Annotated in this window: 26 protein-coding genes; 7 read left to right on the top strand and 19 right to left on the bottom strand. The window is 63.9% G+C overall.

Annotated elements, in window-relative coordinates:
* Positions 1 to 107: 107 nt before the first annotated feature.
* From RAD04_RS28195 to RAD04_RS28155, 9 genes are all read right to left on the bottom strand, one after another.
* Entirely contained in the window at positions 108 to 1073 is a 966-nt protein-coding gene (locus RAD04_RS28195) for a helix-turn-helix transcriptional regulator (protein WP_461626504.1), read from the bottom strand.
* A gap of 238 nt (positions 1074 to 1311) precedes the next feature.
* Complete coding sequence (locus tag RAD04_RS28190; protein ID WP_461626399.1) at positions 1312 to 2460, bottom strand: helix-turn-helix transcriptional regulator; 1149 nt, start codon at positions 2458 to 2460, stop codon at positions 1312 to 1314.
* A 304-nt stretch (positions 2461 to 2764) separates the two neighbouring features.
* Positions 2765 to 3265: a hypothetical protein gene (locus RAD04_RS28185; protein ID WP_461626398.1), complete on the bottom strand. Its 501-nt coding sequence runs from the start codon at positions 3263 to 3265 to the stop codon at positions 2765 to 2767.
* Positions 3266 to 3355: 90 nt separating this feature from the next.
* Complete coding sequence (locus tag RAD04_RS28180) at positions 3356 to 3802, bottom strand: MaoC family dehydratase (RefSeq protein WP_461626397.1); 447 nt, start codon at positions 3800 to 3802, stop codon at positions 3356 to 3358.
* Positions 3803 to 4182: 380 nt separating this feature from the next.
* Complete coding sequence (locus tag RAD04_RS28175; RefSeq protein ID WP_018319784.1) at positions 4183 to 4605, bottom strand: hypothetical protein; 423 nt, start codon at positions 4603 to 4605, stop codon at positions 4183 to 4185.
* Positions 4606 to 4617: 12 nt separating this feature from the next.
* Entirely contained in the window at positions 4618 to 4839 is a 222-nt protein-coding gene (locus RAD04_RS28170; protein ID WP_438739468.1) for a hypothetical protein, read from the bottom strand.
* A gap of 141 nt (positions 4840 to 4980) precedes the next feature.
* Positions 4981 to 5799, bottom strand: coding sequence for a lytic murein transglycosylase (locus RAD04_RS28165; RefSeq protein ID WP_461626396.1), 819 nt, complete (start codon positions 5797 to 5799; stop codon positions 4981 to 4983).
* Between the two features lie 114 nt (positions 5800 to 5913).
* A complete protein-coding gene (locus tag RAD04_RS28160; protein ID WP_461626395.1) occupies positions 5914 to 6720 on the bottom strand; it encodes a shikimate dehydrogenase family protein in 807 nt (268 codons plus the stop codon).
* 5 nt (positions 6721 to 6725) lie between these two features.
* Positions 6726 to 8585: a flavin-containing monooxygenase gene (locus RAD04_RS28155; RefSeq protein ID WP_461626394.1), complete on the bottom strand. Its 1860-nt coding sequence runs from the start codon at positions 8583 to 8585 to the stop codon at positions 6726 to 6728.
* Between the two features lie 176 nt (positions 8586 to 8761).
* On the opposite strand from RAD04_RS28155, the gene RAD04_RS28150 reads away from it, so the two are divergent.
* The 3 genes from RAD04_RS28150 to RAD04_RS28140 all read left to right on the top strand — a co-directional run bounded on the left by RAD04_RS28150 (position 8762) and on the right by RAD04_RS28140 (position 12848).
* Positions 8762 to 10387, top strand: coding sequence for a long-chain fatty acid--CoA ligase (locus tag RAD04_RS28150; protein WP_461626393.1), 1626 nt, complete (start codon positions 8762 to 8764; stop codon positions 10385 to 10387).
* A gap of 106 nt (positions 10388 to 10493) precedes the next feature.
* Positions 10494 to 11606, top strand: coding sequence for a glycoside hydrolase family 172 protein (locus tag RAD04_RS28145; RefSeq protein WP_461626392.1), 1113 nt, complete (start codon positions 10494 to 10496; stop codon positions 11604 to 11606).
* Positions 11607 to 11636: 30 nt separating this feature from the next.
* Complete coding sequence (locus tag RAD04_RS28140; RefSeq protein ID WP_461626391.1) at positions 11637 to 12848, top strand: acyl-CoA dehydrogenase family protein; 1212 nt, start codon at positions 11637 to 11639, stop codon at positions 12846 to 12848.
* 219 nt (positions 12849 to 13067) lie between these two features.
* On the opposite strand, the gene RAD04_RS28135 is transcribed toward RAD04_RS28140, so the two are convergent.
* Both RAD04_RS28135 and RAD04_RS28130 read right to left on the bottom strand, forming a co-directional pair.
* The gene (locus RAD04_RS28135) at positions 13068 to 13976 is read right to left on the bottom strand and encodes an amino acid ABC transporter substrate-binding protein (RefSeq protein ID WP_104461613.1); all 909 of its coding nucleotides are present in this window, start codon (positions 13974 to 13976) and stop codon (positions 13068 to 13070) included.
* Between the two features lie 172 nt (positions 13977 to 14148).
* A complete protein-coding gene (locus RAD04_RS28130) occupies positions 14149 to 14568 on the bottom strand; it encodes a nuclear transport factor 2 family protein (RefSeq protein ID WP_461626390.1) in 420 nt (139 codons plus the stop codon).
* Positions 14569 to 14711: 143 nt separating this feature from the next.
* Here RAD04_RS28130 and RAD04_RS28125 point away from each other — a divergent pair, with 143 nt between their 5' ends.
* Both RAD04_RS28125 and RAD04_RS28120 read left to right on the top strand, forming a co-directional pair.
* The gene (locus RAD04_RS28125; protein ID WP_461626389.1) at positions 14712 to 15953 is read left to right on the top strand and encodes an amidohydrolase family protein; all 1242 of its coding nucleotides are present in this window, start codon (positions 14712 to 14714) and stop codon (positions 15951 to 15953) included.
* Between the two features lie 206 nt (positions 15954 to 16159).
* Positions 16160 to 16507: a hypothetical protein gene (locus tag RAD04_RS28120; protein ID WP_165637163.1), complete on the top strand. Its 348-nt coding sequence runs from the start codon at positions 16160 to 16162 to the stop codon at positions 16505 to 16507.
* Here the strand turns inward: RAD04_RS28120 and RAD04_RS28115 are convergent.
* The 7 genes from RAD04_RS28115 to RAD04_RS28085 form a co-directional block, all read right to left on the bottom strand.
* Positions 16497 to 17411: a DUF1932 domain-containing protein gene (locus RAD04_RS28115; protein WP_461626388.1), complete on the bottom strand. Its 915-nt coding sequence runs from the start codon at positions 17409 to 17411 to the stop codon at positions 16497 to 16499. The genes RAD04_RS28120 and RAD04_RS28115 overlap by 11 nt on opposite strands.
* The gene (locus tag RAD04_RS28110; RefSeq protein WP_461626387.1) at positions 17411 to 18280 is read right to left on the bottom strand and encodes a substrate-binding domain-containing protein; all 870 of its coding nucleotides are present in this window, start codon (positions 18278 to 18280) and stop codon (positions 17411 to 17413) included. Before RAD04_RS28110 ends, RAD04_RS28115 begins: the two co-directional genes overlap by 1 nt.
* A gap of 21 nt (positions 18281 to 18301) precedes the next feature.
* Positions 18302 to 18985, bottom strand: a complete 684-nt coding sequence (locus RAD04_RS28105; RefSeq protein WP_461626386.1) for a 4-carboxy-4-hydroxy-2-oxoadipate aldolase/oxaloacetate decarboxylase — start codon at positions 18983 to 18985, stop codon at positions 18302 to 18304.
* A complete protein-coding gene (locus RAD04_RS28100) occupies positions 18982 to 19695 on the bottom strand; it encodes a PIG-L deacetylase family protein (RefSeq protein WP_211403268.1) in 714 nt (237 codons plus the stop codon). Before RAD04_RS28100 ends, RAD04_RS28105 begins: the two co-directional genes overlap by 4 nt.
* 67 nt (positions 19696 to 19762) lie before the next feature.
* A complete protein-coding gene (dctA, locus tag RAD04_RS28095) occupies positions 19763 to 21064 on the bottom strand; it encodes a C4-dicarboxylate transporter DctA (protein WP_461626385.1) in 1302 nt (433 codons plus the stop codon).
* The gene (locus RAD04_RS28090; protein ID WP_461626503.1) at positions 21061 to 21945 is read right to left on the bottom strand and encodes an amidohydrolase family protein; all 885 of its coding nucleotides are present in this window, start codon (positions 21943 to 21945) and stop codon (positions 21061 to 21063) included. Before RAD04_RS28090 ends, dctA begins: the two co-directional genes overlap by 4 nt.
* Before the next feature lie 29 nt (positions 21946 to 21974).
* Positions 21975 to 22685: a TetR/AcrR family transcriptional regulator gene (locus RAD04_RS28085; RefSeq protein WP_461626384.1), complete on the bottom strand. Its 711-nt coding sequence runs from the start codon at positions 22683 to 22685 to the stop codon at positions 21975 to 21977.
* A gap of 115 nt (positions 22686 to 22800) precedes the next feature.
* On the opposite strand from RAD04_RS28085, the gene RAD04_RS28080 reads away from it, so the two are divergent.
* A complete protein-coding gene (locus tag RAD04_RS28080; RefSeq protein ID WP_461626383.1) occupies positions 22801 to 23781 on the top strand; it encodes a tripartite tricarboxylate transporter substrate binding protein in 981 nt (326 codons plus the stop codon).
* A gap of 132 nt (positions 23782 to 23913) precedes the next feature.
* Here RAD04_RS28080 and RAD04_RS28075 read toward each other — a convergent pair whose 3' ends face one another.
* On the bottom strand, positions 23914 to 25056 hold the full coding sequence (locus tag RAD04_RS28075; protein ID WP_461626382.1) for a mechanosensitive ion channel family protein: 1143 nt from the start codon (positions 25054 to 25056) through the stop codon (positions 23914 to 23916).
* A gap of 128 nt (positions 25057 to 25184) precedes the next feature.
* On the opposite strand from RAD04_RS28075, the gene RAD04_RS28070 reads away from it, so the two are divergent.
* A complete protein-coding gene (locus RAD04_RS28070; RefSeq protein WP_461626381.1) occupies positions 25185 to 26435 on the top strand; it encodes a DUF763 domain-containing protein in 1251 nt (416 codons plus the stop codon).
* Positions 26436 to 26446: the final 11 nt, after the last annotated feature.

Here is a 26446-nt window from a genome sequence, read left to right as displayed (position 1 = left end):
CGGATGCCGCACGCAACGCTTGGGTCATGGCTTTGCAATCAAGGATCACGTCGGATCCCTGTCTGCTGGCTGAAATGGGCAGTTGGCAGAAATTCAGTGGCGCACGGTCACGGCATTTCGCCGCTCCTGATGTCGCTCGGCGTCGCGTTATAGGTGCGCCGGAAGCAGCGGTTGAAATAGGAGAGATCGCCGAAGCCGACATCGTAGGCGATCGAGCTCACGGTTCGCCCGGCATATCCGGGTTCCCGCAGCATGCGGTGCGCGCGCTTGACGCGTTGCTCGATCAGGAATGACGAGAACGTCTTGCCGTCGGCCTCGAACAGGCGCTGGAGATAGCGCGGCGTCACGCCGAGCTCCTGGGCGACCGAGGCCACCGACAGATCTTGCCGCCAGCAATTGTTGGCGATGGAGACTTTCGCCTTCTGGAGCCGCGCCGCCTTGACGCCGCGCCGTCCGGCCAGCTCCCGCGCTTCTCCGGTGGCACCGAGGACGAGCGCCAGCAGATCGTGCAGATGCCCGACCCCAAGCTGCCGCAGCACGGGCGTCGCGAACGCCTTCTCCCGCACCAGCGTTACCGCGTAGTCGACCAGCAGCCTCAGTCCGGCGGAGCTTTCCGGCATGACGCGCATCACGGCATCGTCGACGTCCACGATCATCGGCGCCAGCACGCGCCTTGGCACGCGCAGCGAGAAGCAGCTTCCGAGCGATAGCCGCTCGAACGTCGTGACGTCCTCCGCGCTCGTCAGCACCGCCTCTCCGGCGTGAAGCCTCAGATCGTGTCCCCGCTCGGATATGCCGAGAACGCCCGACCTGTTCACGATCAGGGCGAGGCTGTCGTCGCCATCGGCCACCAGCTGCTTGGTGCGAATGACCCGCGCTCCGCACAGACCCCCGATCAACAACCGGGCTTCGGGCAAGACATGAGAGGTGAAGCTCGCCGCGGCCGGCTTTCCATCCCTTGCCTCGACCTCCGCCTTCAGCACCCCGCGGCAATAGAAATCGCGAAGCAACGGGATGCGCTCGTTTTCGGGAATTTCGTTCGTTGAAACATTGAGAACGGAAAAATCAACCATGCTGCTCACTGCAATCTCTCCAGCCGACGAGCAGACCCGGCCACGCGCTGTCGTTTCCTCACACGCGCGTTCGATGCCGTTGTGGCAAGCTTCGCGGCGCTCGCTGCTCTTCAATTATCAGATGCGCGATATACGAAAGTCTCGAATCACTCGCGTCCTGCATTCGGATGACCCGTGAGCGCGGATCATCACAATGGATTGAGAACGCGGCACGTAACATCGAGGCATGCGAAATGAATCACGCGACGCCGTCGTCGCTCGTTCGCCGCGCGAACGGCACGGCAAAGCCGGCGGCGATCTTCACCAGATCAGCCTGCCTGCCGGCGCCCGTCTTCTCGAACAGGCGACCGAGATGCGTCTTCACCGTCGTCTCGGCGATGCCGAGTTTTGCGGCGATGTCGGGAACACCGCCGATCTCGATAATCGCCATCAGCACGCGCAATTCAGACGGCGTCAGCCTGAAGGCTGCTACGATCGCGTCGGCTGCGAGCAGCGGCAGCATGGAAGCTCTTTGAACGAAGAGCATCGTGGCTGCGATGTCCCGCGGCAGGCTGCGATCCCGCTTCAGCGGAAAAGCATGGAGCAGATAATGCTGCCCATCGGCCGACGTCGCAAGTTCGATCTGACGACGAGCAGCGGAATGTGTGCCTTCATCGAATTCGCACAGGCCGCGGAATATTTTGTCGGTCTGGGTGTTGCGGGCCACGATCCGGTCACCGACGATCGCGAACAGATTGGCATCGGCGAACAACTGACGGCATGCCGCATTGGCATGGACGACGCGGCCGTCCGCGTCGAGCAGGCAGATCGCCGTGTTCAATCCGTCGAGGACGTCGGCAAGGTTGTCCACCGTGTGCGAGCGCGCCCTGATCTGACGGCCCATGATCTGCGACCGATGGATGTGCGGAGCGAGCAGCCGCATGCGCTCGCGCATCGCCTCGTCGACGGTTCCGCGCGAGCGATGGCGCAACACCTGCAGGATCGTGGTGCGCGCGGCCGTCTTCTCGAGCGCGACGGTCGCAAGGTCTATTGCCCCCTGCGGTTCCACCCACTCGCGGTGGAAGCTCGTCTCGAGGAAGTCCGCATGGGGCATGATGTCGGTCACGCCGATCGTCTGTTCGGGCGCGAGGGTGAGATGACGGTCGAGCAGAGGATCGAGATCCACATACCGGTCGCGATAAAGCTGACGGAAGCGGGCGTCGGTTCCAAAATGCTGGTGAATCTCGATCGATAGCCGTGCCGAATCCCTGGACAGGATCATCGCGGCGCAACCACCGACGAATTGCGAAACCTGTTCCAACGCGCCGCTGCGCAAGGCGGGGTCAACCGCCGCGTCGTAAATCTCGCCGATGAGAGACGAGAACCGGTTTGCCTGATGGGTCGTCATCGGACGGACGACGCCATCTGCGTTCGGTCCGTCCGAGACGGAGAGCTCGCGATCCGGGAACTGACGGAGAAGACGGGCCGGTCAATTGCCGCCTTCGACGAGGAAAAAACGTTGCAGCCAGATGCTGGAATATCGAACATCGTCCTTGCGTAACGTCAACCGCAGGGTGCGGCTTGGACTGTTTCGCCAAAGACTAGGATAAATGCGAACAGCGCGCGGACTGTGTGCGATGAGTCACGCGCCGGTTCGCTGCCACCCGCTTCATTGCCGACGTCCTGCCGGCTTCACGGCCGGCAGCGGCAACCTATTTCCGATTCTCCTCGCAGAACTTCAACGCCGCCAGCGCCTCGCCGGCACGCGGTACCTGCATCTCGATACTGTCGTCGTCATCGTCCTCGAAATCGAGCGTCAGGCGCCTCGCCTTCGACAGGCGATCCATCATCGACTGGTCGTACTCGAAGATGCCGCGCACGGTGGTCTTGTCCATGACCTCCCACTTCGCCTTCTTCATGATGTCCGCATCGTCAGTGCCGACATCGGCCCGAAGGATCTCGCCAACCTTCTCCCATTCCCAGCCATCGTAGATCATCACGATCACGATCGCCTTCTCGGAATAGGTGATTACGATGACGTAGTCGCGGTTCTCGTCATCCTTGTCCTTGTAGCCACGGCTCGCATTGCAATGCGTGTCCTGCGTGCGCTTTTCGATGGTCCAGTCGCCGACCTTGGATTGTTGCGCAAGCGCCGGCCCGGCGCTCAAGGCCCCCGTCGCGGTCAGCAAGGCGGCAAGAAGGAATCGTTTCATGTCAGCCTCCAGCGCGTTCCCCGGGCTGAGATGACCACCTCCGCGGGAGGGCCGCAAGGGCTTACCCGGGGCAGACGGCGGCGCCTGTGCCTATCCCCGCCGCGGCACGATCGCGATGGGAGTGAAGGTGTAAACCTCCTCGCCGCTCTGGTTGAACATGGTCCATTTCACCAGCGCGATACCCTGCGGCTTCGACTTCGAGGGCGTCAGGCTCATGACCTCCCCAACCAGATGCAGGCGGTCATTGGGCCGTACCGGCATCGTCCAGCGCAGGCCGTCGACGCCGGCGCCGATCAGCGGATGCGGGCCGAACGGGGGGGTCTGGATCGCGAGATTCATGGCAATCGCCGCGGTGTGCCATCCCGATGCTGCAAGGCCCTTGAACAGGGTCGCCTTGGCCGCCTCGTGGTCGAGATGCATCGGTTGCGGATCGAACTCGGCCGCGAAGCGCTTGATGTCGGCCTCGGTGACCTCGACCTCGGGGGACCTAAACCGCATTCCGATCGCCAGATCGTCGAACCATTCGACCTGCGCCATGATTTTGCCTCGCAATGTCGTGCGCCGCCTTCGAAGAGGCGGCCAAAGGGCTCCAGCAATAGCGGGACCGCAGCGCACAAAACCAGCCCCGGGGTTCCCCGCGAAACCCCTTTCCCGAGGCGACGAAACATCGCTGAAACAGATGGCCGCTTAAGTCGTTGTCAAAATAAATACAGGGACGGCTACCATGCAATTCCTTCTCGACCTGATCTACGACTATTCCTGCTGCCGCAACCTCGTTGCCCATTCACTACGGGAGGACGAGCTATGATCGAGCTGATCTCGGGTTTGCTCGCCCTTTGCAGCGCCGGTGTCTTCGCGGCGCACGCGCTGGACGCCTACCGCACCACGCACCACTAACCACTTCGCCGTTTCAGCCGCTAGAAAGGCCGCCGGTAGAAGTGCTCCGAATGCGTTGCCGGCGGAAACCGGTTGGCGAGAGAGAGCGCACCTGTCTCATCCGTCTCGAGCGCGATCTTCTGCGCCAGCATGACGTCGCCCGGCACCAGGAAGCCTGACGGGACGAAGCACCACCCCATCGTCGCGCGGCCTTCGCCGTCGATTTCGTGGACATTGGCGGCGGTGCCGTAGTGAATGCGATAGGTTTTGCCGGTGTCGCATCCGATGACGTCGAAATACCGGTGCTCTTCGAATTGCGCTCGCTGTGCGGGCGAGAGCCAATCGAAGAGCAGCCGGCGACCACGGGCATCCGGCGTGTTCTCGCCGAAAAAGCGCCGATAAAGTTCACGCAGCGCATGCAGACGCGCACGCGCCGGCGCGCGGAGCCAAACCGCTGTAATCATGAGCAGCTCAGATCAACCGCCGACCAGGCGGGGATAGAACAGCGTTTCGTGCGCGGTCGGGTCGAACGATCTGATACGAGTGACTTCGCCGGGTCCGTTGCGAAGGGCCGCGGTGAAGCCGGCTCCGGTCAGCTCCCGAAAGCGCCGTTCGGCTCGCGCCAGCGCTTCGGCATTGCCAGGATCAAACTCGTGGCGCGTATCGCCAGTCTGGTCCATCACGATCTGGGTTGCCATGTTGAGTCTCCTCATGCCCAGCCCTGAATCTGATCAAAGCAAACCTCGTGCCCTCGGTTCCTGATGGCAACAACTTTCTCATGTCGGCGCATCACGCCTTGCTGAGCGGGAGCGTTTTCGAGCGAAGTGGACGGGTTTTCGTCAGCGCGAGGCCGCCGCTCCGCCGCCCTCGTCGATCTGCCGGCCCATCAGCGCGATCGCCTTCTGATAAACACCTGCCGCATTCCAGGCCTCGATGGCGGCGAAATTCGGCTCGCCCGGCTGGTAACCGGCTCCTGCTTTCCAGCCATGACCTTTGAGGAAATTCGCCGTCGAGTTCAGCGCGTTGGCGGCCACCTCGAGGTTGCCGGTGCCATAGGCCAGGATGTTCTTGGGCATGAACTGGGTCTGGCCGACCTCGCCATGCATGGAGCCGCGGGTCGCCCGCGACAGCGTGCCGCGATCGACCAGCTTCAAGGCCGCGTAGAGCTGGTCGGTGAAGAATTCAGGACGACGGCAGTCATAGGCCAGGGTTGCGATCGACGACAACATGTTCTGGTTGCCGCGCTGGCTGCCGAAACCGGTCTCCATGCCCCAGATCGCGATCAGCGGGCCGGGCGGGACGCCATAGCGCTGCTGGATGGAGGCGAACAAGGCAGCCTGCGACTGCTTGAGCTGGCGCCCCTTGGCAACGATGGTGGTGGCGCCGCGCTTGGCGAGAAACTGGTCGAGCGTCAGCGAAAAGCTGCGCTGGCCGCGGTCGGCCGCGATGGTGGCACTGGCGTAGTTGGTCTGCATCAAGGCCGAGAGCGCGGTCTGGCCGATACCCTTGCCCTGCGCCTCCGCGCTGAACTCTCGTTTCCAGGCCTCGAACCCGCCCGGCCCGTTGCCGCAGGTGGCGGCCTCGGCGCGGGGCGCCAGAGAGAGCACCAGCGCTGTGGCGCCGATCATGGCCGTCGCAACGGTCCTGCCCTTGGTCATTCCTCTTATCCTCTCCTCAAATACGCGACCGGCTCGCGCGAGCGCATGATCCTACGTCGGCTTTGATCGCTCAAGCCCCGCGGAGCGCAACGGGCGCCTTGACATCCGGGCGGATCACCGCCCTTCGCCACGGCCGAGCAGGAAATCCACCATGATCCCCTGGTGCTGCTCGTACATGTCCGTGCCGGTCCCAGTCACGCAGCCGGCCTTTCGGGCCGCCGCGATGAAGGGCGAGATTTCGGGCTTGGTGATGACACAGCCGCAATAGGCCGAGGGCGCAAGCCGCGCCACATCGACCGGCAGCGGATCGCCTTCTTTCATCCCTGCCGGTGTCGCATTGGCGACAAATTCAAAACCGGTGGGATCCGTGCTGCCGGCCCGCACTGGCGTCTTGCCGAGCCCGCTGAGTTGGCCGATCAACGCGTCGCGGCGCTCAGTCGCGCTATCGTGAATGGCGAGCTCGCTCACGCCGGCCTCCACCAGTGCAAGCGCGATGGCCGAGCCCGCGCCGCCGGCGCCGACGAGCAGCGCCCGCATGCCCGCAGGGTTGACCCCTTTCGCCCGCGCGGCACCGACGAAGCCAAGGCCGTCGACCATGTCGCCATGCCATGCGCCATCGGCGCGCCGGCGCATGAGGTTGACGCTGCGCAGGAAGTGAGCGCGCTCCGTCGCACTCGTGCAAGCCTGGTAGCAGGCGAATTTGTGCGGGATGGTCACGACGAGGCCGTCGAGATTCTTCAGGCGCGGTACCAATGAGAGGAAATCCGGCAGATCCGCGACCGAGACCTGAACCGGAACGAGAATGCCGTCATGGCCGCGGGCCGCGAAGGCTGCGGTCACGCCCGCGGGCGAGCGCACCTGGGCGATGGGATCGCCGACGATGACATAGAGGCGCGTGGCGCCGGTGGGTGGCGGGATCATACCGCTCAAGCCGACAACGGAGAGCCGCCTGCCTCCGCCGCGGTCCCATAGGTCAACTCCAGTCCGTCCAGATTGCCTTCCTTCCGCCATTTGTCGAGCAGGCGCAGGAACGCCACCGGCCCGCGCCAATATTGGCTGTTTCTTGCCGCGATGGGATCGAACACGCCTTCGTTGTTGTAGTAGCCGGGCGTGCATTCGGCGAGATAGGTCTGGCGGCCGAGCGCGGCCTTGACGACCTCCTCGACCCAGGCGTTTTCCGCGGCGAGCGTCGGCTCCAGCGTTCGGGCTTTGCGCTTGCGCGCTTCGGCGATCACATGGGCGATGTGCTGCGATTGCTCGTCGATGATGTGCGGGAAGTTGGCGCTCTGCCCGGCCTGCACCGTGACGATCAGGAAGCAGTTCGGAAAGCCGCGGCTGTAGAACCCATGCATCGTCTTGACGCCGCCCTGCCAGCGCTCGGTCAGGCTCATGCCGTCGCGGCCGTAGACCTCGAAGCCCATGCGGCGGGCGTAATCGGTGCCGACCTCGAAGCCACTGGCATAGATCAGGCAGTCGAGCTCGTAAGCCTTGCCGCCGGCCACGACGGCATTCTCGGTGATGCGCTCGACACCCTGCCCTTTGGTGTCGACGAGATGCACGTTGGGACGATTGAAGACATCGAGATATTCGTCGTGGAAGCACGGCCGCTTGCAGAACGCCTTGTACCAGGGCTTGAGCGCGTCCGCGGTCGCCGTGTCCTTGACCACCGCATCGACGCGGGCGCGGATTTCCTCCATCTTGCGGTAGTCGGCCTGCTCGATGACCTTCAGCGCCTCTTCCATCGAGGTCACCGGCTGCGGCTGACGGCGCGGCGCCAGCAGGATCTCGCCGAGCAGGCCGGTCCAGCCGTCCTGCACCAGATCCCGTTCGACCGGTTCGCCCGAGATCACGGCGGTGAAATTGTCCATGCGCTCGCGCTGCCAGCCGGGCTTGAGGCTATGCGCCCAGTGTTGATCCGTCGACCGGTCGTCACGCACGCCAATCGCTGAAGGCGTGCGCTGGAAGACGTAGAGCTCCTTCGCAGCGCGGCCGAGATGCGGCACACATTGCACGGCGGTGGCGCCGGTGCCGATGATGCCGACGCGCTTGTCGGCAAGGCCAGTCAGTCCACCATCCGCATTGCCGCCGGTATAGCCGTAATCCCAACGACTGGTATGGAAGCTGTGACCTTTGAAGGTCTCGATGCCTGGAATGCCCGGCAGCTTCGGTCTGCTGAGCGGACCTCCGGCGAGAATGACGAAGCGCGCACGGATGCGATCGCCCCGATCGGTCTCGATCAGCCAACGCGCCTCCTGCTCCTGCCATGCCATCCGCGAGATGACGGTCTGAAACAGCGCGCGGTCGTAGAGGCCGAAGTGGCGGCCGATGCGGCGGGAGTGCTCGTAGATCTCCGGCGCGCGCGCATATTTGCGCACCGGCATGTAGCCGGTCTCTTCCAAGAGCGGCAGATAGATGTAGCTCTCGGTATCGCAGGCGGCGCCGGGATAGCGATTCCAGTACCAGGTACCGCCGAAGTCCGCAGCCTTTTCCACGATGCGGAAATCATCGATGCCGGCTTCGCGCAAACGCGCGGCGCAGAGAAGCCCGCCAAAGCCGCCACCGACGACGAGCACTTCAGTCTCTTCACTGACAGGTGCGCGCGCAAATCCGGGATCGGCCCAGGGGTCGTCGAGGTAGCGGCCGAATTCCCCTGTTACCTCGACATACTGGGCCTTGCCCTCGGCACGCAAACGGCGGTCGCGCTCGTCGCGGTAGCGCGCGCGGAGGGCTGCAATATCGACGGTAGGTTCGCCGGCTGCGCCGGTCTTGTGTCTTTCCGCTGACATGCATTTCCTCCACGGAGAACGCTGCTTCGCCGGCAGCTCGGATCAGTTAGCCCTGAAAAAGTGACGCATGCAATCGCGTCCCTTGTTTTTTGCGTGAACGCCGCGTGACGTTCCGCTAACCTCACGCGCAAATCACAAGCGCAACGCCACGCGACGACGTGGCCGTGGAGGAGACCATGCAGGGATTGATGATGGACATGCCGCTTCTGATCAGCGGCCTGATCCAGTATGCCGCGGACAATCACGGCGAAGCCGAGATCGTCGCGCGCGAGATCGAGGGCGACATTCATCGCTACACTTATGCCGACGCCCATCCGCGCATCAAGCGCATGGCGCTGGCGCTGAAGCGGCTCGGCATGAATCCCGGCGATCGCGTCGGCACGCTGGCCTGGAATACGCATCGTCATTTCGAGATGTTCTATGCCGCGCCGGGCATGGGCTATGTGCTGCACACCGTCAACCCGCGGCTGTTTCCCGAGCAGCTCGTCTACATCATCAACCACGCCGAAGACCGCCTGCTGTTCATTGACCGCGCCACGCTGCCCATCGTCGAGGCGATCGCGCCGCAGCTCAAGACGATCGAAGCCTATGTCGTGATGTCGTCGCGCGAGCGGATGCCTGAGACCAAGCTCGCCAACGTGCATTGCTACGAGGAGCTTCTCGACAAGGAGAACGAGGCCGGCTTCACCTGGCCGGAGTTCGACGAAAAGTCCGCCTCCACCATCTGCTACACGTCGGGCACGACCGGCAATCCCAAGGGCGTGATCTATTCGCACCGCGCCGCGATCCTGCAGACCATGACCTGCTGCAATTTCGACTTCCTGCCGGGACATGTCGAAGGCGTGCGCGAGGTGATGATGCCAATGGCGCCGCTCTTCCACGGCAATGGCTGGAACATGCCGTTCACCGCCCCCTATACCGGCTCGAAGCTGGTGCTGCCGGGCCGCAATTACGAGCCCGACAAGCTCTACGAATTGCTCGAAGGCGAGAAGGTGACGCTGTCGGCGGGCGTGCCGAGCTTCTGGCTGATCCTGCTCGACTGGCTGGGCCGCACCGGCAACAAATTCTCCACGCTGCGGGCAACGCTGTCGTCGGGCTCGGCGCCGCCGCGCGCCATGGTCGAGAAACTGAAGCGTGACTACAGTGTCGACTACATTCAGGCCTGGGGCATGACCGAGGCGCTCGGCTGCTCTATGCCGGGCTTGAGACCCGGCTCGGAGCATCTCGGCGACAAGGAGAGGTTCGACCGGCGCCAGGTGTCTGGCCGCGCCTGCTTCGGCACGAGCTTGCGCATCGTCGACGACAGCGGCGTCGAGCTGCCACGCGACGGCAAGTCCGTCGGCCATTTGCGCGCCCGTGGCCCCTGGGTCGCCTCCGGCTACATGAAGTTAGAGGAAGGTCTCGACCGCGACGGCTGGCTGATCACCGGCGACATGGCCGTGATCGACCCGCAAGGCCACGTCACGCTGACCGACCGCTCCAAAGACGTGATCAAGTCCGGCGGCGAATGGATTTCCTCGATCCAGCTCGAGGACGTCGCCTTGTCTCACCCCGACGTGCTTCAGGCAGCGGTGGTCGCGATCAACCATGAGAAATGGCAGGAGCGTCCCCTGCTCCTCGTCGTCCGCAAGAAGGGCGCGACCGTCGACGGCAAGACGCTGCTCGAGCACATGCGCCCGAAGATCGCGAGCTGGTGGATGCCGGACGCCGTCGAATTCCTGGACGAATTCCCGATGACCGGCACCGGCAAGGTGTTGAAATCGGCGCTGCGCGAGAAGTTCAGGGAGTATCGCGTCGCGTGAACGACACGCGATCACATGCGAGCCGTTCCGTACCCGATCGTCTTCATCTTTTGGTAGATTTGGGGGCGATATAGCGAGACGTCGCTAATCGCTCATTGAGGACATCATGGCGTTTTCCGGATTGGGCCTGCATCTCGGCAATCTGTCGCGCCTGTCGAACGCGCAGACGCGTTCGATCAGCCCCGAGAACTTCACCGGCGAGAAGGGCAAGGGCGGCATGTCCGTAGACGGCCCCGCCGCCCGCCAGGCCCGCGATCTCGGACAGGGCTGGAAGGTCTCGCCCTACGTCGTGATCGAACCGGGCACGACCTTCACGCTCGGCGACATCGCCGGGCAAGGCGCGATCCAGCAGATCTGGATGACGCTGGCGCGCGGACGGCTGCGGCATTCGATCCTGCGCATCTACTGGGACGACCAAACGCTGCCGAGCGTCGAGTGCCCGGCCGGCGATTTCTTCGCCTGCGGATGGGAAGAGTTCGCGCAGGTGTCCTCCCTCGCGGTCTGCGTCAATCCCGGCCGCGCCTTCAACTGCTATTGGGAGATGCCGTTTCGCAAGCGCGCGCGCTTCACGCTGGAGAACCGCAGCGAGGAGCAACTCACCGTCTACTACCAGATCAACTACACCCTGACCGACGTGCCGGACGACTGCGCCTACTTCCATGCCCAATTCCGCCGCACCAACCCGCTGCCTTACAAGGAGGTCTATACCATCCTCGACGGCATCAGCGGCGCGGGCCACTATGTCGGCACCTACATGGCATGGGGCGTCAACAACAACGGCTGGTGGGGCGAAGGCGAAATCAAGTTCTTCATCGACGGCGACGGTGACTTCCCGACGATCTGCGGCACCGGCACCGAGGACTATTTCTGCGGTGCCTATAATTTCGATCCCTATGTCGCCCATTCCGGCCAGGGCCAGCAATCGCGCTACCAGGAATTCACCACGCCCTATGCCGGCTTGCCCCAGGTGATCCGCCCCGATGGCGTCTACAAATCGCAGCAACGTTTCGGCATGTATCGCTGGCACATCCCCGATCCCGTGCGCTTCCGCACCGATCTGCGTGTGACGATCCAGGCGCTGGGCTGGTTGCCGGGCACCAAGGAGGCCAAATACCTTCCGTTGCAGGACGACATCGCCTCCGTCGCGTTCTGGTATCAGACGCTGCCGACGGCGCCCTTCCCGAAACTGCCCGGCCCGGATTATCTCGAAATCGGCTGATCCTGCCGCCGATCATCAAGGAGACCAGAGATGCTTTACCCGATGTCGCCAAAAGTCGTCGAGCTCAAGCGCAAGCTCGAGAGCTTCATGGACCGGCACATCTACCCGAACGAGGAGCGCTTCTATCGCGAGGCGGAAGAGCTGGGACCCTGGAAGGTTTATCCCCTCGTCGAGGAGTTGAAGCCGCTCGCGCGTGCGGAAGGCCTCTGGAATCTGTTCCTACCGGAGTCCGGGCATGGCGCAGGCCTGACCAATCTCGAATATGCCCCGCTCTGCGAGGTGATGGGCCGATCGCATCTGGCGCCCGAAGTGTTCAACTGCTCGGCGCCCGATACCGGCAACATGGAGGTGCTGGAGCGCTACGGTTCGGAGAAGGACAAGGAGCGTTGGCTGAAGCCGCTGCTCGCAGGCGAAATCCGCTCCTGCTTCGCCATGACCGAGCCAGCGGTCGCCTCATCCGATGCGACCAACATCGAGAGTTCGATCCTGCGTGACGGCGACCATTACGTCATCAACGGCCGCAAATGGTACACGACCAATGCGACCGACCCGCGCTGCAAGATCTGCATCTTCATGGGCAAGACCGATCCTGACAATCCGGACCGCCACAAGCAGCAATCGATGATCCTGGTGCCGATGGACACGCCTGGCATCGAGGTGAAACGTCCCCTGCCCGTGTTCGGCTTCTACGGCGTGCCTGACCGGGCGTCCGAAGTCGTCTTCACCAATGTGCGGGTCCCCAAGGAGAACATGCTGCTCGGCGAAGGCCGTGGCTTCGAGATCGCGCAGGGCCGCCTGGGGCCCGGCCGCATCCACCATTGCATGCGGCTGATCGGCCTTGCCGAACGTACGCTGGAGAAGATGTGCCGCCGCGTGCGCAGCCGCGTCGCCTTCGGCAAGCCGGTCTCCGAGCAGACGGTGACGCAAGAGCGCATCGCGGAATCCCGCATCATGATCGAGCAGGCCCGCCTCCTCACGCTGAATGCGGCCTACGCGATGGACACGGTCGGCAACAAGGTCGCGAAGGCCGAGATCGCAATGATCAAGGTCGCGGTGCCCAACATGACCTGCCAGATCATCGACTGGGCGATCCAGGCCCATGGCGGCGGCGGCACCTCGAACGATTTCGGCTTGACCCAGGCCTATGCCACCGCGCGTTTGCTGCGGCTCGCCGATGGACCGGATGAGGTCCACCGGAACCAGATCGCACGGTTCGAGCTGAAGAAATATTCGAACGCGTGAAAGAAGACGGCTAGCTCACCGGGCGACGCTCTCTTTCTTCCTTCTCCCCTTGTGGGAGAAGGTGGCGCGAAGCGCCGGATGAGGGGTATCTATCCGCACGCACGAAACTAGAGATTCGCGGGCGGAGACATACCCCTCACCCAAGTGAGCTTTTGTCTACGAACGGAGCTGCCCTCTCCCACAAAGGGAGAGGGCACAATAATGCGCAACCTCTCAGCCTCAGTTCACCACATACACATCCGGATCTGCGCTCCAGCTCGGCTTCTTGAAGGCGTTGCGCAGGGCGGGCGACATCGGGACGTTGTAGTTGAGGCCGTTCGGCGGCGTCGGGGACTGCAGCCATTTCTTGTAGAGCACCTCGATCTCCGGGCTTGCATAGAGCTCCGCAGTCGCACGGTCGGCGAGCGCCTTGAACGGCGCATCCTCTCGCCGCAGCATGATGCCGTAGGGCTCGGGCTTCGAGAACGCCTCCTCGCTGATCATGAAGGCTTGCGGCTCCTTCGAGCGCGCGATCGCGACCGCGAGCTGCACGTCGTCGAGTGCGTAGGCCTGGGCGCGGTCAGTTTCCAATAGCAGGAAGGCCTCGGCCTGGTCCTTGGCCGGCATCACATTGATACCGAGATTGCGCTCGGTGTTGACCTTGGCGAGCTGGGTCAGGTTGACCGAGCCGGCCACGGCCGTGACCGCCTTGCCCTTGAGATCGTCGATGGTGTTGATCTTTGCGGCCTTCTTGGCTGCAAAGCGCGTCGCACTGAGGAAATGCGTGTTGGTGAAGGCGACCTGCTTCTGGCGATCGGCGTTGTTGGTGGTCGCCGAGCAATGCAGGTCGAGAGTCCCATTGACCATCAGCGGAATGCGGTTCGACGACGTCACGGCGAGAGTGTCGACGGCGATGTCGGGCATGCCCAGCTGTTTCTTCACGGCATCGACGATCCTAAGGCAGATGTCCATGGCGAAGCCGACCGGCTTCTGGTTTCCGTCGAGATAGCTGAACGGGACCGAGGCCTCCTGATAGCCAAGGGTGATCTTCTTGGTCTCCTTGACCTTCTGGAGCGTGCCCGACAGGTCTTCGGCTGAAGCTGCGCCCGCAAGACATGTCAGGGCCAGGATAACGGTGGGTAGACGCATCGGCTGCTCCTAAGGCTGCTCCTAAAGGGGGCTGGCGCCTCCATCCCGGGCGCAATCGCGGGATTTGATAGCGCAGACGCACGCCAGCCGCCAGACGGGCTCGCGCCTATCAGCTATCGCAGCTTTCGATATGACGAGCGGCCGTTCGACTCCGCCTGTGCCGAGACGGACCTTACGCGTCGATGCCGCGCTGGACCAGGATGCGCTCGGCGCTGTCGTTCCAGACATCCATCTTGGTGATCTTGCCATTGCGCACCACGAAGCGGTCGACGTAACGGTTGCCCTCGAACGGGGTGCCGTCCTTCCATTCGCCGTAGAGCGTACCGACGCTGTAAACCACGGTCTCGCCGTCGCCGGGGCAGACGTCGAACCGGTCCATCTTCTTCTTGACCCAGCGGTAGCGCTTGGCGTTGAAGGCGGTCGGGCCGCGCGGATGATCGAACTCGCGCCCGCCGGTGAACGTGATGACGGTGCCCGGCGCCATATAGGCGGCCGCAGCGTCGGGATCGGGGATCATCGATGCCGTGAGATAGGCCTCCACGATCGCGGCGTCGGACAAATGAGCAGTTTCGGCTCTGGCGGCAACGGACATGGCAGGCTCTCCCGGGTTCGCGGAATATTACCGCCACTGTCGCGGAATCCATGCATATATTTTGAACATTTGCCTCGCTACACTGCCGACAATCTGGAGCCGCCGATCCCCGCCGATTGCTCTAAGTTCCGTCCGCAAGAGCCATGATCACCCAGCCCGCCTTCGACCTGATCTTCCGTAACGCGTTGTTGCGATCATCCGCCGCGCCTGTCGACATCGGCGTGAAAGGCGGCCGGATCGCCGCGATCGAGCCGAAGCTCGCCTGCGAAGCGGTCGAGGTCGATATCGGCGGTCACCTCACCCTGCCCGGCTTCGTCGACACCCACATCCATCTCGACAAGGCCTGCCTGCTCGACCGCTGCGGCCACGATCACGGCAGTCTCGGTGACGCCATCCGGGCCGTGTCGGCGATGAAGCGCGACTTCACCGTCGAGGACGTTTACGTCCGCGGCGCCAAGGTGCTCGAACGTGCGATCGTGAACGGCACGACGCGGATGCGCACGCATGTGGAAATTGACCCGCGGATCGGCCTGCGGAGTTTCGAGGCGGTGAAGGCGCTGAAGCGCGACTATGCGTGGGCGCTCGACCTGTCGCTCTGCGTCTTCCCGCAGGAGGGGCTAACCAACGATCCCGGAGCTGAGGAGCTGCTGGTTCAGGCGCTGCGCGATGGCGGCGAGACGATTGGCGGCTGTCCCTATACCGACACCGATCCGACCGCGCATCTCGCCCGCATCTTCGACCTCGCCCAGGAATTCGACGTCGACGTCGACCTCCATCTGGATTTCGATCTCGATCCCTCCTGGTGGCATCTCGACGAGGTCTGCCGCCAGACCGAGTGGCGCAACTATCATGGACGGGTCGCGATCGGCCATGCGACAAAGCTCTCGGCATTGCCGCCGGAGCGGATGAAGACGGCCACGGTGCAATTGGCGAAAGCCGGCGTCGCCGTCACCGTGCTGCCCGCGACCGATCTCTATCTGATGGGGCGCGAAGCCACCCACAATGCGCCACGCGGGCTGACCCTCGCCCACAAGCTCGCGGGCGACGGCGTGGTTTGCTCGGTCGCGACCAACAACGTCCTCAATCCCTTCACGCCGTTCGGCGACGCCTCGCTGCTGCGGATGGCGAACTTCTACGCCAATGTCGCGCACGCCTCGGTGAGGGATTTCGACACCTGCCTCGATCTCGTGACCGAGCTGCCGGCGCGGCTGATGAACTTCGACGATTACGGCATCAAGCTCGGCAATCCCGCCGATCTCATCGTGCTTGATACGCAAGACAGCCGCTTCGCCATCGCCGAGCTGCCCGACGTCATGATGGGCTTCAAGGAGGGCCGACAGACGTTTGCACGGCAGCGGCCCGCTCTGTTCCGGCCTGGGGCCTGAACGCGTTTCCGGTCGAATCTCCAACGGTAAAATCGTCGGGAACACGGCTGATCGTCGGACCGTTTCCGTACCGATTCGCGGCCGATCTGTCCTCAGATCCGAGCCCGGTAGAATCCCGGACCGTAGCTGTGCGCATTGCACAAGAGGCCATCAGGATCATACTAAGGGGACGCACTGAACGACCTGTTCAGTGGGGAAGCATGTATATGTTCAGCGCATTCAGTAGCATCGATTATCGCTCCATTCAGGCCAACACGCCGGCGGAAACCGCCGTCAAGCGACTGAATGGAATCGGCGAAGTCCTATCTGGCCTCGATATCTCGGCGATCCACACCCAGGACGACATGACCCGCGCGCTCTGGACGCTGGATACCGCCGACAAGTGCATCCGCATGATTCTCACCGAGTTCCGCACCGCGCCCGCCAAGGAGCAAGTGGTCCGCGAGGCCAAGCGCCTGGTCGACCTGATCGAGCTCGCCCGTGACGAAATCTCGAACTATCGCGACAGCGGCAGGGTTTTGAGCTCCACCTACGCGTTCGGCGTCAGCGTTTGATCTTGCTCAGGATTCGATCTGCCTCGGCACGCCAATCAGCGCTGCGCGCGAACTCCGCCGTGCCCCTGACGCCGAACAGCCCTTCATCGGCAAGGTCAGCCACCCAGGCCTGACGCTCTGCCGTGCCCTGCGCGGACCATGGTGTCAGTCCCGCCTCACGCACGGTCTCGGCGACCTCACGCACCTCCTCAGCACGCCTGCGACCGTGCTCGATAACGCGCTGAAAGAAATAGGCGCCCTGCTTCTCCCAATTGATCCCGGGGAACGTCTCCGCGAGCGAGGCCAGCACCGCGTCCTCGACCCCATAGGCGCGCGCGGTCGTAAAACTCTCGATGACCATCGCCTCCAGGCCCTTGATCATGATGCTGCGGCACATCTTCACCGCGGAGGACACGCCGAGCTTGTCGCTGGCAACCTTGGCGGCAAAGCCGATTGCGTTCAGAAGCGGCTCGATCTCTCGCGCGCCGGGACCGCCGAGCAGCAGCGGCACCTTGATGCGATACGGCGGAACTGAGGTCATCACGGCACCTTCGACGTAGCGTCCGGCGGCGCCGTCGATCAGCGCAGCGGCGCGCTGTTTGGCGCCTGGAGAGGCCGAATTGAAATCGAGGAACCAGGTGCCCTGGTTGATCACAGCGGCGCAGGCCTTTGCGACAGGCACCGCCTGGCTGGCGGTGACGGCGGAGATGATGAAGTCCGATTTCGCGGTCAGCTCGGCATGCGAGGCCGCGAGCAGCACGCCGAACTTCGCCGCATGCTCCTTCAGCGGCGCGCCCTGCTCGCCCCCGAGCTTGATGTCGTAGGCTGCGACCTTGATGTCCTGCTGGCGCAAATCCTCGGCCAAGATCCTGCCGACTTCGCCGTAGCCGACCAGCCCGATCTGCCATCGTTTCGGATCCACCATCAGTTCAATCCTCGTGTCGTCTCGTCGAACAGCTCCTCGACCGCATAGCGGCGCGGGATCAGCGCCTGCTGGAATGCGTAGTCGACGATCAGCTCCAGCGGCTTCCGGTTGGCCTCGATCCCGAAGGGGACAAGGTCGGGTGTCGCTGCGGGCCCCATCTGGTTCTTGTTGCGCTTGAGTAGATCATAGACGCCCGCAACGATCTCGGGACGCGTTCTCGCGAGTTGCTCGGTCACGACGACCAGATGATTGACCGGCACGACGCCGCGCTTGGCGTACCATTTGGCGGCCTCCGCGGCTGGATCGGGAAATAGCGGCTTCAGCTCGGGATTATCAGAGGTCTCGCCGAGGACAGCGTCGAGCTCGCCGTCGAGCAGCATCTGCAGGATATTCTTGCCCTTCGGCGCGCGCTCGGTGGTGTCGACATATTCGGCGACGTGCGGATTCTCGAAGGTGACCCAGCGGATCTTGTCGAGATTGACGCCATAGTCGTTGGCGAGGATGCCCCTGATCCAGGCGCCGGTCGTGGTCGTGAACGAGCGGATGCCGACGCGCTTACCTTCGAGATCGGGCGGCCCCAGCATTCCCCGTGCGGGATTGTACAGCGCATAGGAATGCTGGAAGCGCCCGAGCATGGTCGCCGGCAGCAGCACCAGCGGCTTGCCATGCGCCTTCGCCATCAAATACGTCACGATCGCCATCTCGCAGACGTCGAACGCCTGTTCCCGCACCATCGGCTTGAACGCAGTATTGGTCGGCGTGTACGTGATGAAGTCGAGATCGAAAAGATCGGAGCGGAGCGCGCCGCTCTTCACGGCCTGGACGTGGGGGTGACTACCGAGCACGGCCTTCAGCTTGAGACGTTCCATCCACCCGCTCCCGCCGTTGCTCTAGACGTCCTCGGGATTGTCGACATAGACGAGCCCGGCCTTCGCCAGCGCCTCGCGCATACCGTACATGTCGAGACCCAGTTCGCCCGAGGCAAGGCGCTTGCGCTTGCCGCCTTCGTCTGCGTTGCGCTTCCTCGCCTTCTCGGCGACCTCGGCGGCGTAGCGCTTCGGGACCACGACGACGCCATCGTCATCGGCCACGACGATATCGCCGGGGTCGACATTGATGCCGGCGCAAACGACGGGGACGTTGACCGAGCCGAGCGTCGCCTTGACCGTGCCCTTGGCCGAGACCGCGCGCGACCACACCGGAAACTTCATCTCGTGCAGCGCTTTGACGTCGCGGCAGCCGGCATCGATGATCAGCCCTTGCACGCCGCGTGCCTGCAGCGAGGTCGCCAGCAATTCGCCGAACATGCCGTCGGTATTGTCGGTGGTGCAGCCGACGACGAGGATGTCGCCCTTTTTGCACTGCTCGACCGCGACATGGATCATCCAATTGTCGCCGGGCTGCGCCAGCACGGTGACCGCGGGGCCGGCAATCGCCGCCCCCGGCCAGACCGGCCGCAAATAAGGCTTCATCAGGCCGATCCGCGCATAGGCCTCGTGCACGGTCGAGACGCCGTACTCCGCCATCCCGGCGGGATCGGCACGCTTGATATTGCGAACGACGACCGGCTTCATGCCAGCTCCTCCGCAACCGTCGGGAACAGGCGCTGATAGGCCTCGCCATAAGTCATGGGCACGCCGGTATTGCGGCTGCCCTGAATACCGCGGTTGAGCGCGACGCGCTCGTAATAACCCCACAAGTGTTTTTGTGCGGCCAGGATCTGGAACGCTTCGTATTTCTCCTTCCAGACCTCGTCGATCTTGAGGATCGTGTCGGGCTTGTAGTTGCACTGCTCGGGCTGGTGCGGCTCGAACAGAAACACGGGCGGCGCGGAATATTTGTACTGTGCGCCGGGCTTGTGGCCCATGGCCTGCGCGACCACGCGGGTCTCCTGCGCGAAATGCGCAGCGTTCGGATGGTCGAAATTATAGGGGTCTTCCAGCGCGTGGGTCAGCACGAAGCTCGGATTGAGCTCGCGGTAGATGTCGACCATGCGGTCGAAATGCGCCTCGGTGAGCTTGAGAGGATAATCGCCGCAATCGAAGAACTCGATCTCGGCACCGAGCAGCTTTGCCGCCCGCTCCGCCTCGTCCTTGCGGCCGGCTTTGACCGATTCCAGCGTCGCGCCCTTCTCTTTCCAGGCGAATTGGCTTTCGCCGCGCTCGCCAAAGGACATGCAGACGATCTTCATGCGATAGCCCTTCTTCGCATGCAGCGCAATCGCGCCGCCGGCGCGCCAGACGAAATCGCCGGGATGGGCGGTGACGACGAGACCTGTCTTCATGGGAGAAACTCCCCTCTCTTGTTCGTAACCATCATAGGCCGCCAGCGTCACGCCGGAAGCCAATTCATCAGATTGCAGCAGCCACCTGTTCCTCGCCGTCGAGCACACGCCTCAGGCGCTCGCCGTCGAGCGCGCCTTCCCATTTGGCAATCGCGATGGTCGCGACCGCGTTTCCGATCAGATTGGTCGGCGTCAGCCCCTGCGACATCAGGCGGTGGATGCCGAGCACCAGTGCCACGCTCGTCACCGGGATGGTGCCGGTCGCCGACAGCGTTGCCGCCAGCACGACGAACGCGGCGCCCGCGATCCCCGCCGCGCCCTTGGAGGTCACGAGCAGGATCAAGAGCAGTTCGATCTGCTCGGCCAGCCCGAACGGCGTGTTGGTCGCCTGCGCCAGGAACACCGAGGCGGCGGCAAGGTAGAGGCAGGTGCCGTCGAGATTGAAGGAGTAGCCGGTCGGGATCACGAGCCCGACCACGCTCTTCTCGCAGCCCGCCTTCTCCAGCTTGATCAGCATCCGCGGCAGCACCGTCTCCGACGACGTCGTGGCGATGCAGATCAGCAGCTCTTCCCAGATGTAACGGATCAGCTTCAGCAGTGAGAAGCCGCATAGCCGCGCCACCGGGCCGAGCGCCACGACGATGAAGACCACACAGGTGAGATAGAAGCCTCCGAGCAGCTTGCCGAGCGAGGCCAGCGATCCCACGCCGAACTTGCCGACCGTAAAGGCGATGGCACCGAACGCACCGATCGGCGCCGCCCACATCACGAAACCGACGACGGCGAACACCATTTTGGCGGCGATGTCGATCAGATGGACCAGCGGCGCCGCCCGTTCGCCGAGCTGCACCAGCGCAAAGCCGCAAAGGACGGAGATGAACAGCACCTGGAGGATGTTGCCTTCGGCAAAGGCGCCGATGAACGTCGCGGGCACGATGTTCATCAGGAACGGCACGAAGCCGATGACGCTGGTCTGCTTGACGTAAGGCTCGATCGCGCTGGCATTGATGCTGGCGGGATCGATGTTCATACCGACGCCGGGCTTGAGCAAATTGATCGCAATGAGACCGATGATCAGCGCGATCGTGGTCATGATCTCGAAATAGACGATCGCCTTCACCGCGACGCGCCCGACCCGCGCCATGTCGGCCATATGGGCGATGCCGTGCACGACGGTGCAGAAGATGATCGGCGCGATTAGCATCCGGATCGCTTTGATGAAGGCATCCCCCAGCGGCTGCATCTTGGCGCCCGCCTCGGGGCTGACGATCCCAAGCGCGATGCCGGCGGCCATGGCGATGAGCACCTGGATCCAGAGCTCCCTCCACCAGGGCCGCCCGCGCGGCTTGTCGATTGCAAGCACCGTCATCGGTCGAACTCGAACAGGCGCGCCGGATTGTCGACCAGGATCTTCTGCTGGAACTCGGGCTCGGGCGCGAACAGCGGAATCAGGTCGACGAGGTCGCCGTCATTCGGCATCATCTTGACGTTGGGATGCGGCCAGTCGGTGCCCCAAATGACGCGATCCGGCGCGGTCTCGACGATCTTTCGCGCGAACGGCACCGCGTCGGTAAAGGGCGGACCGCTGGAGGATACCCGCTCCGAGCCGCAGATCTTGACCCAACATTTCTCGTCGCGCTGCATCAGCTCGATCAGGATCCTGAACGGCAATTGGTCGAGCCCTTCGGAGGCCTTCACCCGTCCCATATGGTCGATGGTGTAGCTCAGCGGCAGCTTTGCCAGCATCTCGGCGTAATCAGGCAGGTCGATCGCATCGAAATGCAGGTCGATGTGCCAGCCGAGCGGCGCGACCATGGCGATGACGCGATCGAACACGCCCTTATCAGGGACGCCGCCGAGATGGCGGACGAAATTGAAGCGGCAGCCGCGAAAACCGCCCTCATGCAGCGCACGAAGCCCGCGCTCGGTGATGGTGTCGTCGATATTGGCAACGGCACGGTAGGCACCGTTACTCTGCGCGATCGCATCGAGCGCCACACTGTTGTCGGTGCCGTGCACGCTGGCATTGACGATGACGGCGCGCTCGACGCCGAGCTTGGCATGCAGGATGCGAAAATCCTCCAGCGGCGCATCCGGCGGCGTGTAGGATCGGTCCGGCGCATAAGGGTATTTCGCACCGGGCCCGAAGATGTGGCAATGCGCGTCGCAGGACAGCTTCGGCAGCTTGAACTTCGGCGTGCGCGTGTTCGGATCTGGCGGCGGAATGGTGGGCGTATACATCATCGTCATCACTTCAACCGTCGGGCGAGACGGCTTTTTCAAGACTTGCTGCTGACGACCGGCCGCCGCCGCGCCGGCGCGGCATGATCGAGCGGAAGCGCCTGGAATGCGGCAACCGTGGCCTGCACCAGCTGCTCGATAGCGCTGGCGGCATCGCCGCCATCGGCCTCGCCGCGCGACAGGCGCGAGACGCGATCGGGCGTCACCAGCGAGTAATAAAGTGCACCGAGCAGGAAGTGACTGCGCCAGACGATGTCGGTGCGCGGAATGTGTGGCAGGCTCTCGTGGATCGCATCGATGAAGGCGTGGCTGGTGTCGTCAAAGGTCTGCGCGATGATTTTTCGCGCGACCTCGTTGCCCTCGGCCGACATCACCGCGCGCAGCCGTGTGAAGCGCGCACCGCCGCCGGCAAGATCGCTGCCCGAGGTGAAAGCCGGCACGACATAGGCCCGCACCACCGCCTCCAGCCGGTCCTGGAGATCGCGCACCCGCCTGGCGGCGGCGAGCAGCTCCGAACGGCGCAAATTCATCGGCCCGCAATGCCGCCGGTAGATCTCCAGCAGCAGGCCGTCCTTGGTCTTGAAATGATAGGTCACGCTGCCGGGATTGGCGCCGGCAGCCTGCGCGATGTCGCGCACCGAGACGGCGTTGAAGCCGTTGGTGGCGAACAGCTCCTCGGCCGCGGCGAGGATCGCCTCGCGCATGTTCGGCTTGCGGGCCGTTTCCTTGCTGGTGGGCTTGCGTACCATGGGATTTGTACTATCGTACAAAAGATCAGGTCTCGTCAACAAAAACCATGGGCGGCGTCCGGACGGTTCGAAGACCGACGCAAGGATGCGTGCGCCCGCCAGGAGTGCTGGGAAAATGCTGGGTTTGAACAAGACAATCGGCGGATTGATGCTGGGCGCCGGTTTGCTGCTCGCGGGCAGCGTGGCGCAGGCGGCCGACAATTATCCGAGCAAGCCGGTTCACATCCTCGTGCCCTACGCGGCCGGTGGCGCGGTTGACGTGCTCGCGCGCACGCTGAGCCAGGCGCTGGCCAAGACCTGGGGGCAGCAGCCGGTGGTCGACAATCGTCCCGGCGCCGGTGGTATCGTCGCCTCGCAGGCGCTGACGCAGGCCGCGCCCGACGGCTACACGCTGATCCTGGTCGCCAGCGGCCATCCGCTCAACCAGTTCATCTATCCGAGCGTGCCCTACGACACGTTCAGGGATTTTACCGCGATCACCGAGGTCGCTTCCTCGCCGCTCGCGATCGTCGTAGCCAAGGACAGCCCCTACAAGACGCTCGGCGATCTCCTGACTGCGGCGAAGAAAGAGCCGGACAAGCTCTCTTATGGCATGTCCGGCAACGGCACCTCGGCTCATCTGGCCGGCGAACTGCTGAAACACATGTCCGGCAGCAAGATCGTCGCGATCCCCTACAAGGGCGGCGCGCCGGCACTGACCGCGGTCATCGCCGGCGAGATCCCGCTCAGCATCAATCCGCTTGCGGAAGCGATCGGTCAGCTCGAAGGCGGTCCGGTGCGCGCACTCGCGGTGACCTCGGCCGAACGCTCCAAGGCGCTGCCTGATGTCCCGACCGTCGCCGAGTCCGGCGTCTCCGGCTATGACGTCTCGGTGTGGTGGGGCGTGCTTGGTCCGGCAAAAATGCCGCCGGAGATCGTGGCGAAGCTCGAGACCGATCTCAAGGCGGCGCTGCAGGATCCGAACGTGCTGTCGACGCTCGGCAAGATCGGCGCCGCTCCGGTCGGCTCCTCCGCCAAGGAGTTTGACGCTTACATGCACGCCGAGGCGACCAAATGGGAGCCGGTGCTGAAGGCAGCCAACATCCGCGCGCAATGAGCCTCTTTGCATGAGGATATCGTTTGGAATTGTTGCGTGTTCCTTCTGCTCACAGGCATGGCGAACATTGCGCAAGCGGTGGCCGCGCGCGTGCAGGCGGCCGTTGTCGGCACCGGATGGCCCCGCGGCTACTCAATTGGGCGCGCTCGCCCGCATCTTTTCCGGCCGCGTAACGGGCCGCAGGAAATCGGCATCATCGTCGGCCGACGGCATCAGGATCGCGCGCTCGCGCGGCAGCGCCTCCGGCATCTCGTCGCGAATGAAGGCGACGAGCTTTTCCCTGATCTCGCAGCGCAGGTCCCACGACTGCGGCGCGTTTCTCGCGCTGACCAGCGCGCGGAGCTCGATGGTGCGCGAGTCCGCGTCGATCACCTGAAGATTGACCACCGCGCCATCCCAGAGCTTGGACTGCTTGACGGCGTCCTCCAGCCAACGCCGGATGCGCGGCACGTCGGCACGATAGTCGACATGCAGCGCAATCACGCCGATCAGGGATGCGGTGTCGCGGGTCCAGTTCTGGAACGGCTTTTCGATGAAATAGGACAGCGGCACCACCATGCGACGCCAGTCCCACAGCCGGATCACGACATAGGTCGAGGCAATATCCTCCACCCAGCCCCATTCGTTCTCGATGATCACGGCATCCTCGATGCGGATCGGCTGGGTGATCGCGATCTGCAGGCCCGCGATTAGGTTGCTGAGCAGCGGCCGCGCGGCAAGGCCGACGATGATGCCGGCCGCGCCGGCGGATGCGAACAGGCTGACGCCGTATTGCCTCACCGAATCGAACGTCATCAGCGCGGTGGACACCGTGATGACGACGATGATGGTATCGGTGACGCGCTTGAACACGCGAACTTGCGTGACGTGCTTGCGCGCGACGAAATTCTCGGTGACATCGCGGAAATTCTGCAAGTACCGCGCCGCGCTCATGTCCACGACCCGGATCGAGATCCAGCCGATCAGGGCGATGACGGCCACGACGAACAGGCGCATCAGCGGCGTGCGGATCATGTCGTCGAGCGGCGCAAGCGGCAGGACCAATGCGACGGCCGCCAGGCAAAGCGCCAACTGGGCGGGGCCAGCCGTGCGGTCGATGAACACGCTCAGCAGCGGGAGGCGGGTTCCGAAGGCGCGCGCGAGCAGCCATACGGCGACCCGATAGACGAACAGCGCAAGCAAGATCGCGCCGACAACCAGGCCGAGGCCGACAAACCACGACGGTATCCAGCCGAACATCCTGTCGATGTCGGCCATCAGGGCCTCCAGATTCATCGATTGTCCCCGTCATTGCATTCGCGTAGCCCGCTCAACGCCTCCCGGCCGGCTTGGCTCCCCTCTCTCGTGCAACGCAGCATTCCGCAGATGCAACCGTCGCCGAACTGCGATAATTTGGGGGCACCATGACCAGACGTACCGGCCGCGCCGATCTTCCCTTGCACACCGGACGAGTTCCGCCGTGGCTTGCGAGCCGCATGGCTTCGCTTGGGTCGATCGTCACGCAGGCGATCGTGCATCATTACGGCCGCGATGCGTTTCTCCAGCGCCTGTCCCATCCATTCTGGTTCCAGTCGTTCGGCGCCGTGATGGGAATGGATTGGCACTCCTCCGGCATCACGACATCAGTGATCGGCGCTTTGAAGCGGGGGCTCGGGCCGCTCCAGGATGAGCTTGGCATTTATGTCTGCGGCGGCCGCGGCCAGCATTCGCGCAAGACGCCGGACGAGCTGATGCAGCTCGGCGATCGCGTTGGATTTGACGGCGCAAAGCTGACCCGCGCCAGCCGCCTGGTGGCGAAGGTCGACAGCGCGGCCGTGCAGGACGGCTTCGACCTTTATCTCCACGGCTTCTTCGTCACCGCCGACGGCAAATGGACGGTGGTGCAGCAGGGCATGAACGGCGACAAGCGGCAGGCCCGCCGCTATCACTGGCATTCCGAGGCGCTGAAGAGCTTCGTCGACACGCCGCACAGCGCGATCGACGGCCAGCAGCAAGGCGAGATCGTCAATCTGACCGACCACCGCGCCGATATCTCGCGGAGCGCGCAGCTCGAGCTGCTCAGCGATCTCGGCCCCGATCGCATCCTCACCGAATTCGAGCGGCTCACCGGGACTGCGCCCGAGCCTGCGCAGGCCGTGCTGCCGCATCTGATCATGCCCGCGCATCATGATGTCCGGCCGAAGGATGTGTTCGCGCGGCGCCTGCACGGCACCCTCGCTGCAGCCGCCGAACGTGGCCCGGTCGATTTTCCGGAGCTGCTGCTGACGCCTGGCGTCGGCGCGCGCACCGTGCGCTCACTGGCGATGGTCGCCGAGGTCGTGCACGGCGCGCCCTATCGCTTCACGGATCCCGCGCGCTTCTCGCTCGCCCATGGCGGCAAGGACCGGCATCCCTATCCCGTTCCGATCAAGGTCTACGACGAGACCATTCGCGTGCTGAAGGGCGCGATCCAGAGCGCCAAGCTCGGACGTGATGAAGAGATGCAGGCGATCCGCCGCCTCGACGACCAGGCGCGGCGGCTGGAACGCACCGCGCACGGCCCGTCGGTCGATACCTATATCGCCGGCGAGCGCGCGGCGTCGCCCGATCTCGACGGCCGCTCCGTGTTCGGCTGGGAGCGCGATCTCGTGCCGACAAAAAAGCGGACCGGCTGAACACCGGTCCG

This window comes from Bradyrhizobium sp. 25ACV (assembly GCF_054863005.1).
This window is presented reverse-complemented; position numbering and strand designations above follow the sequence as displayed.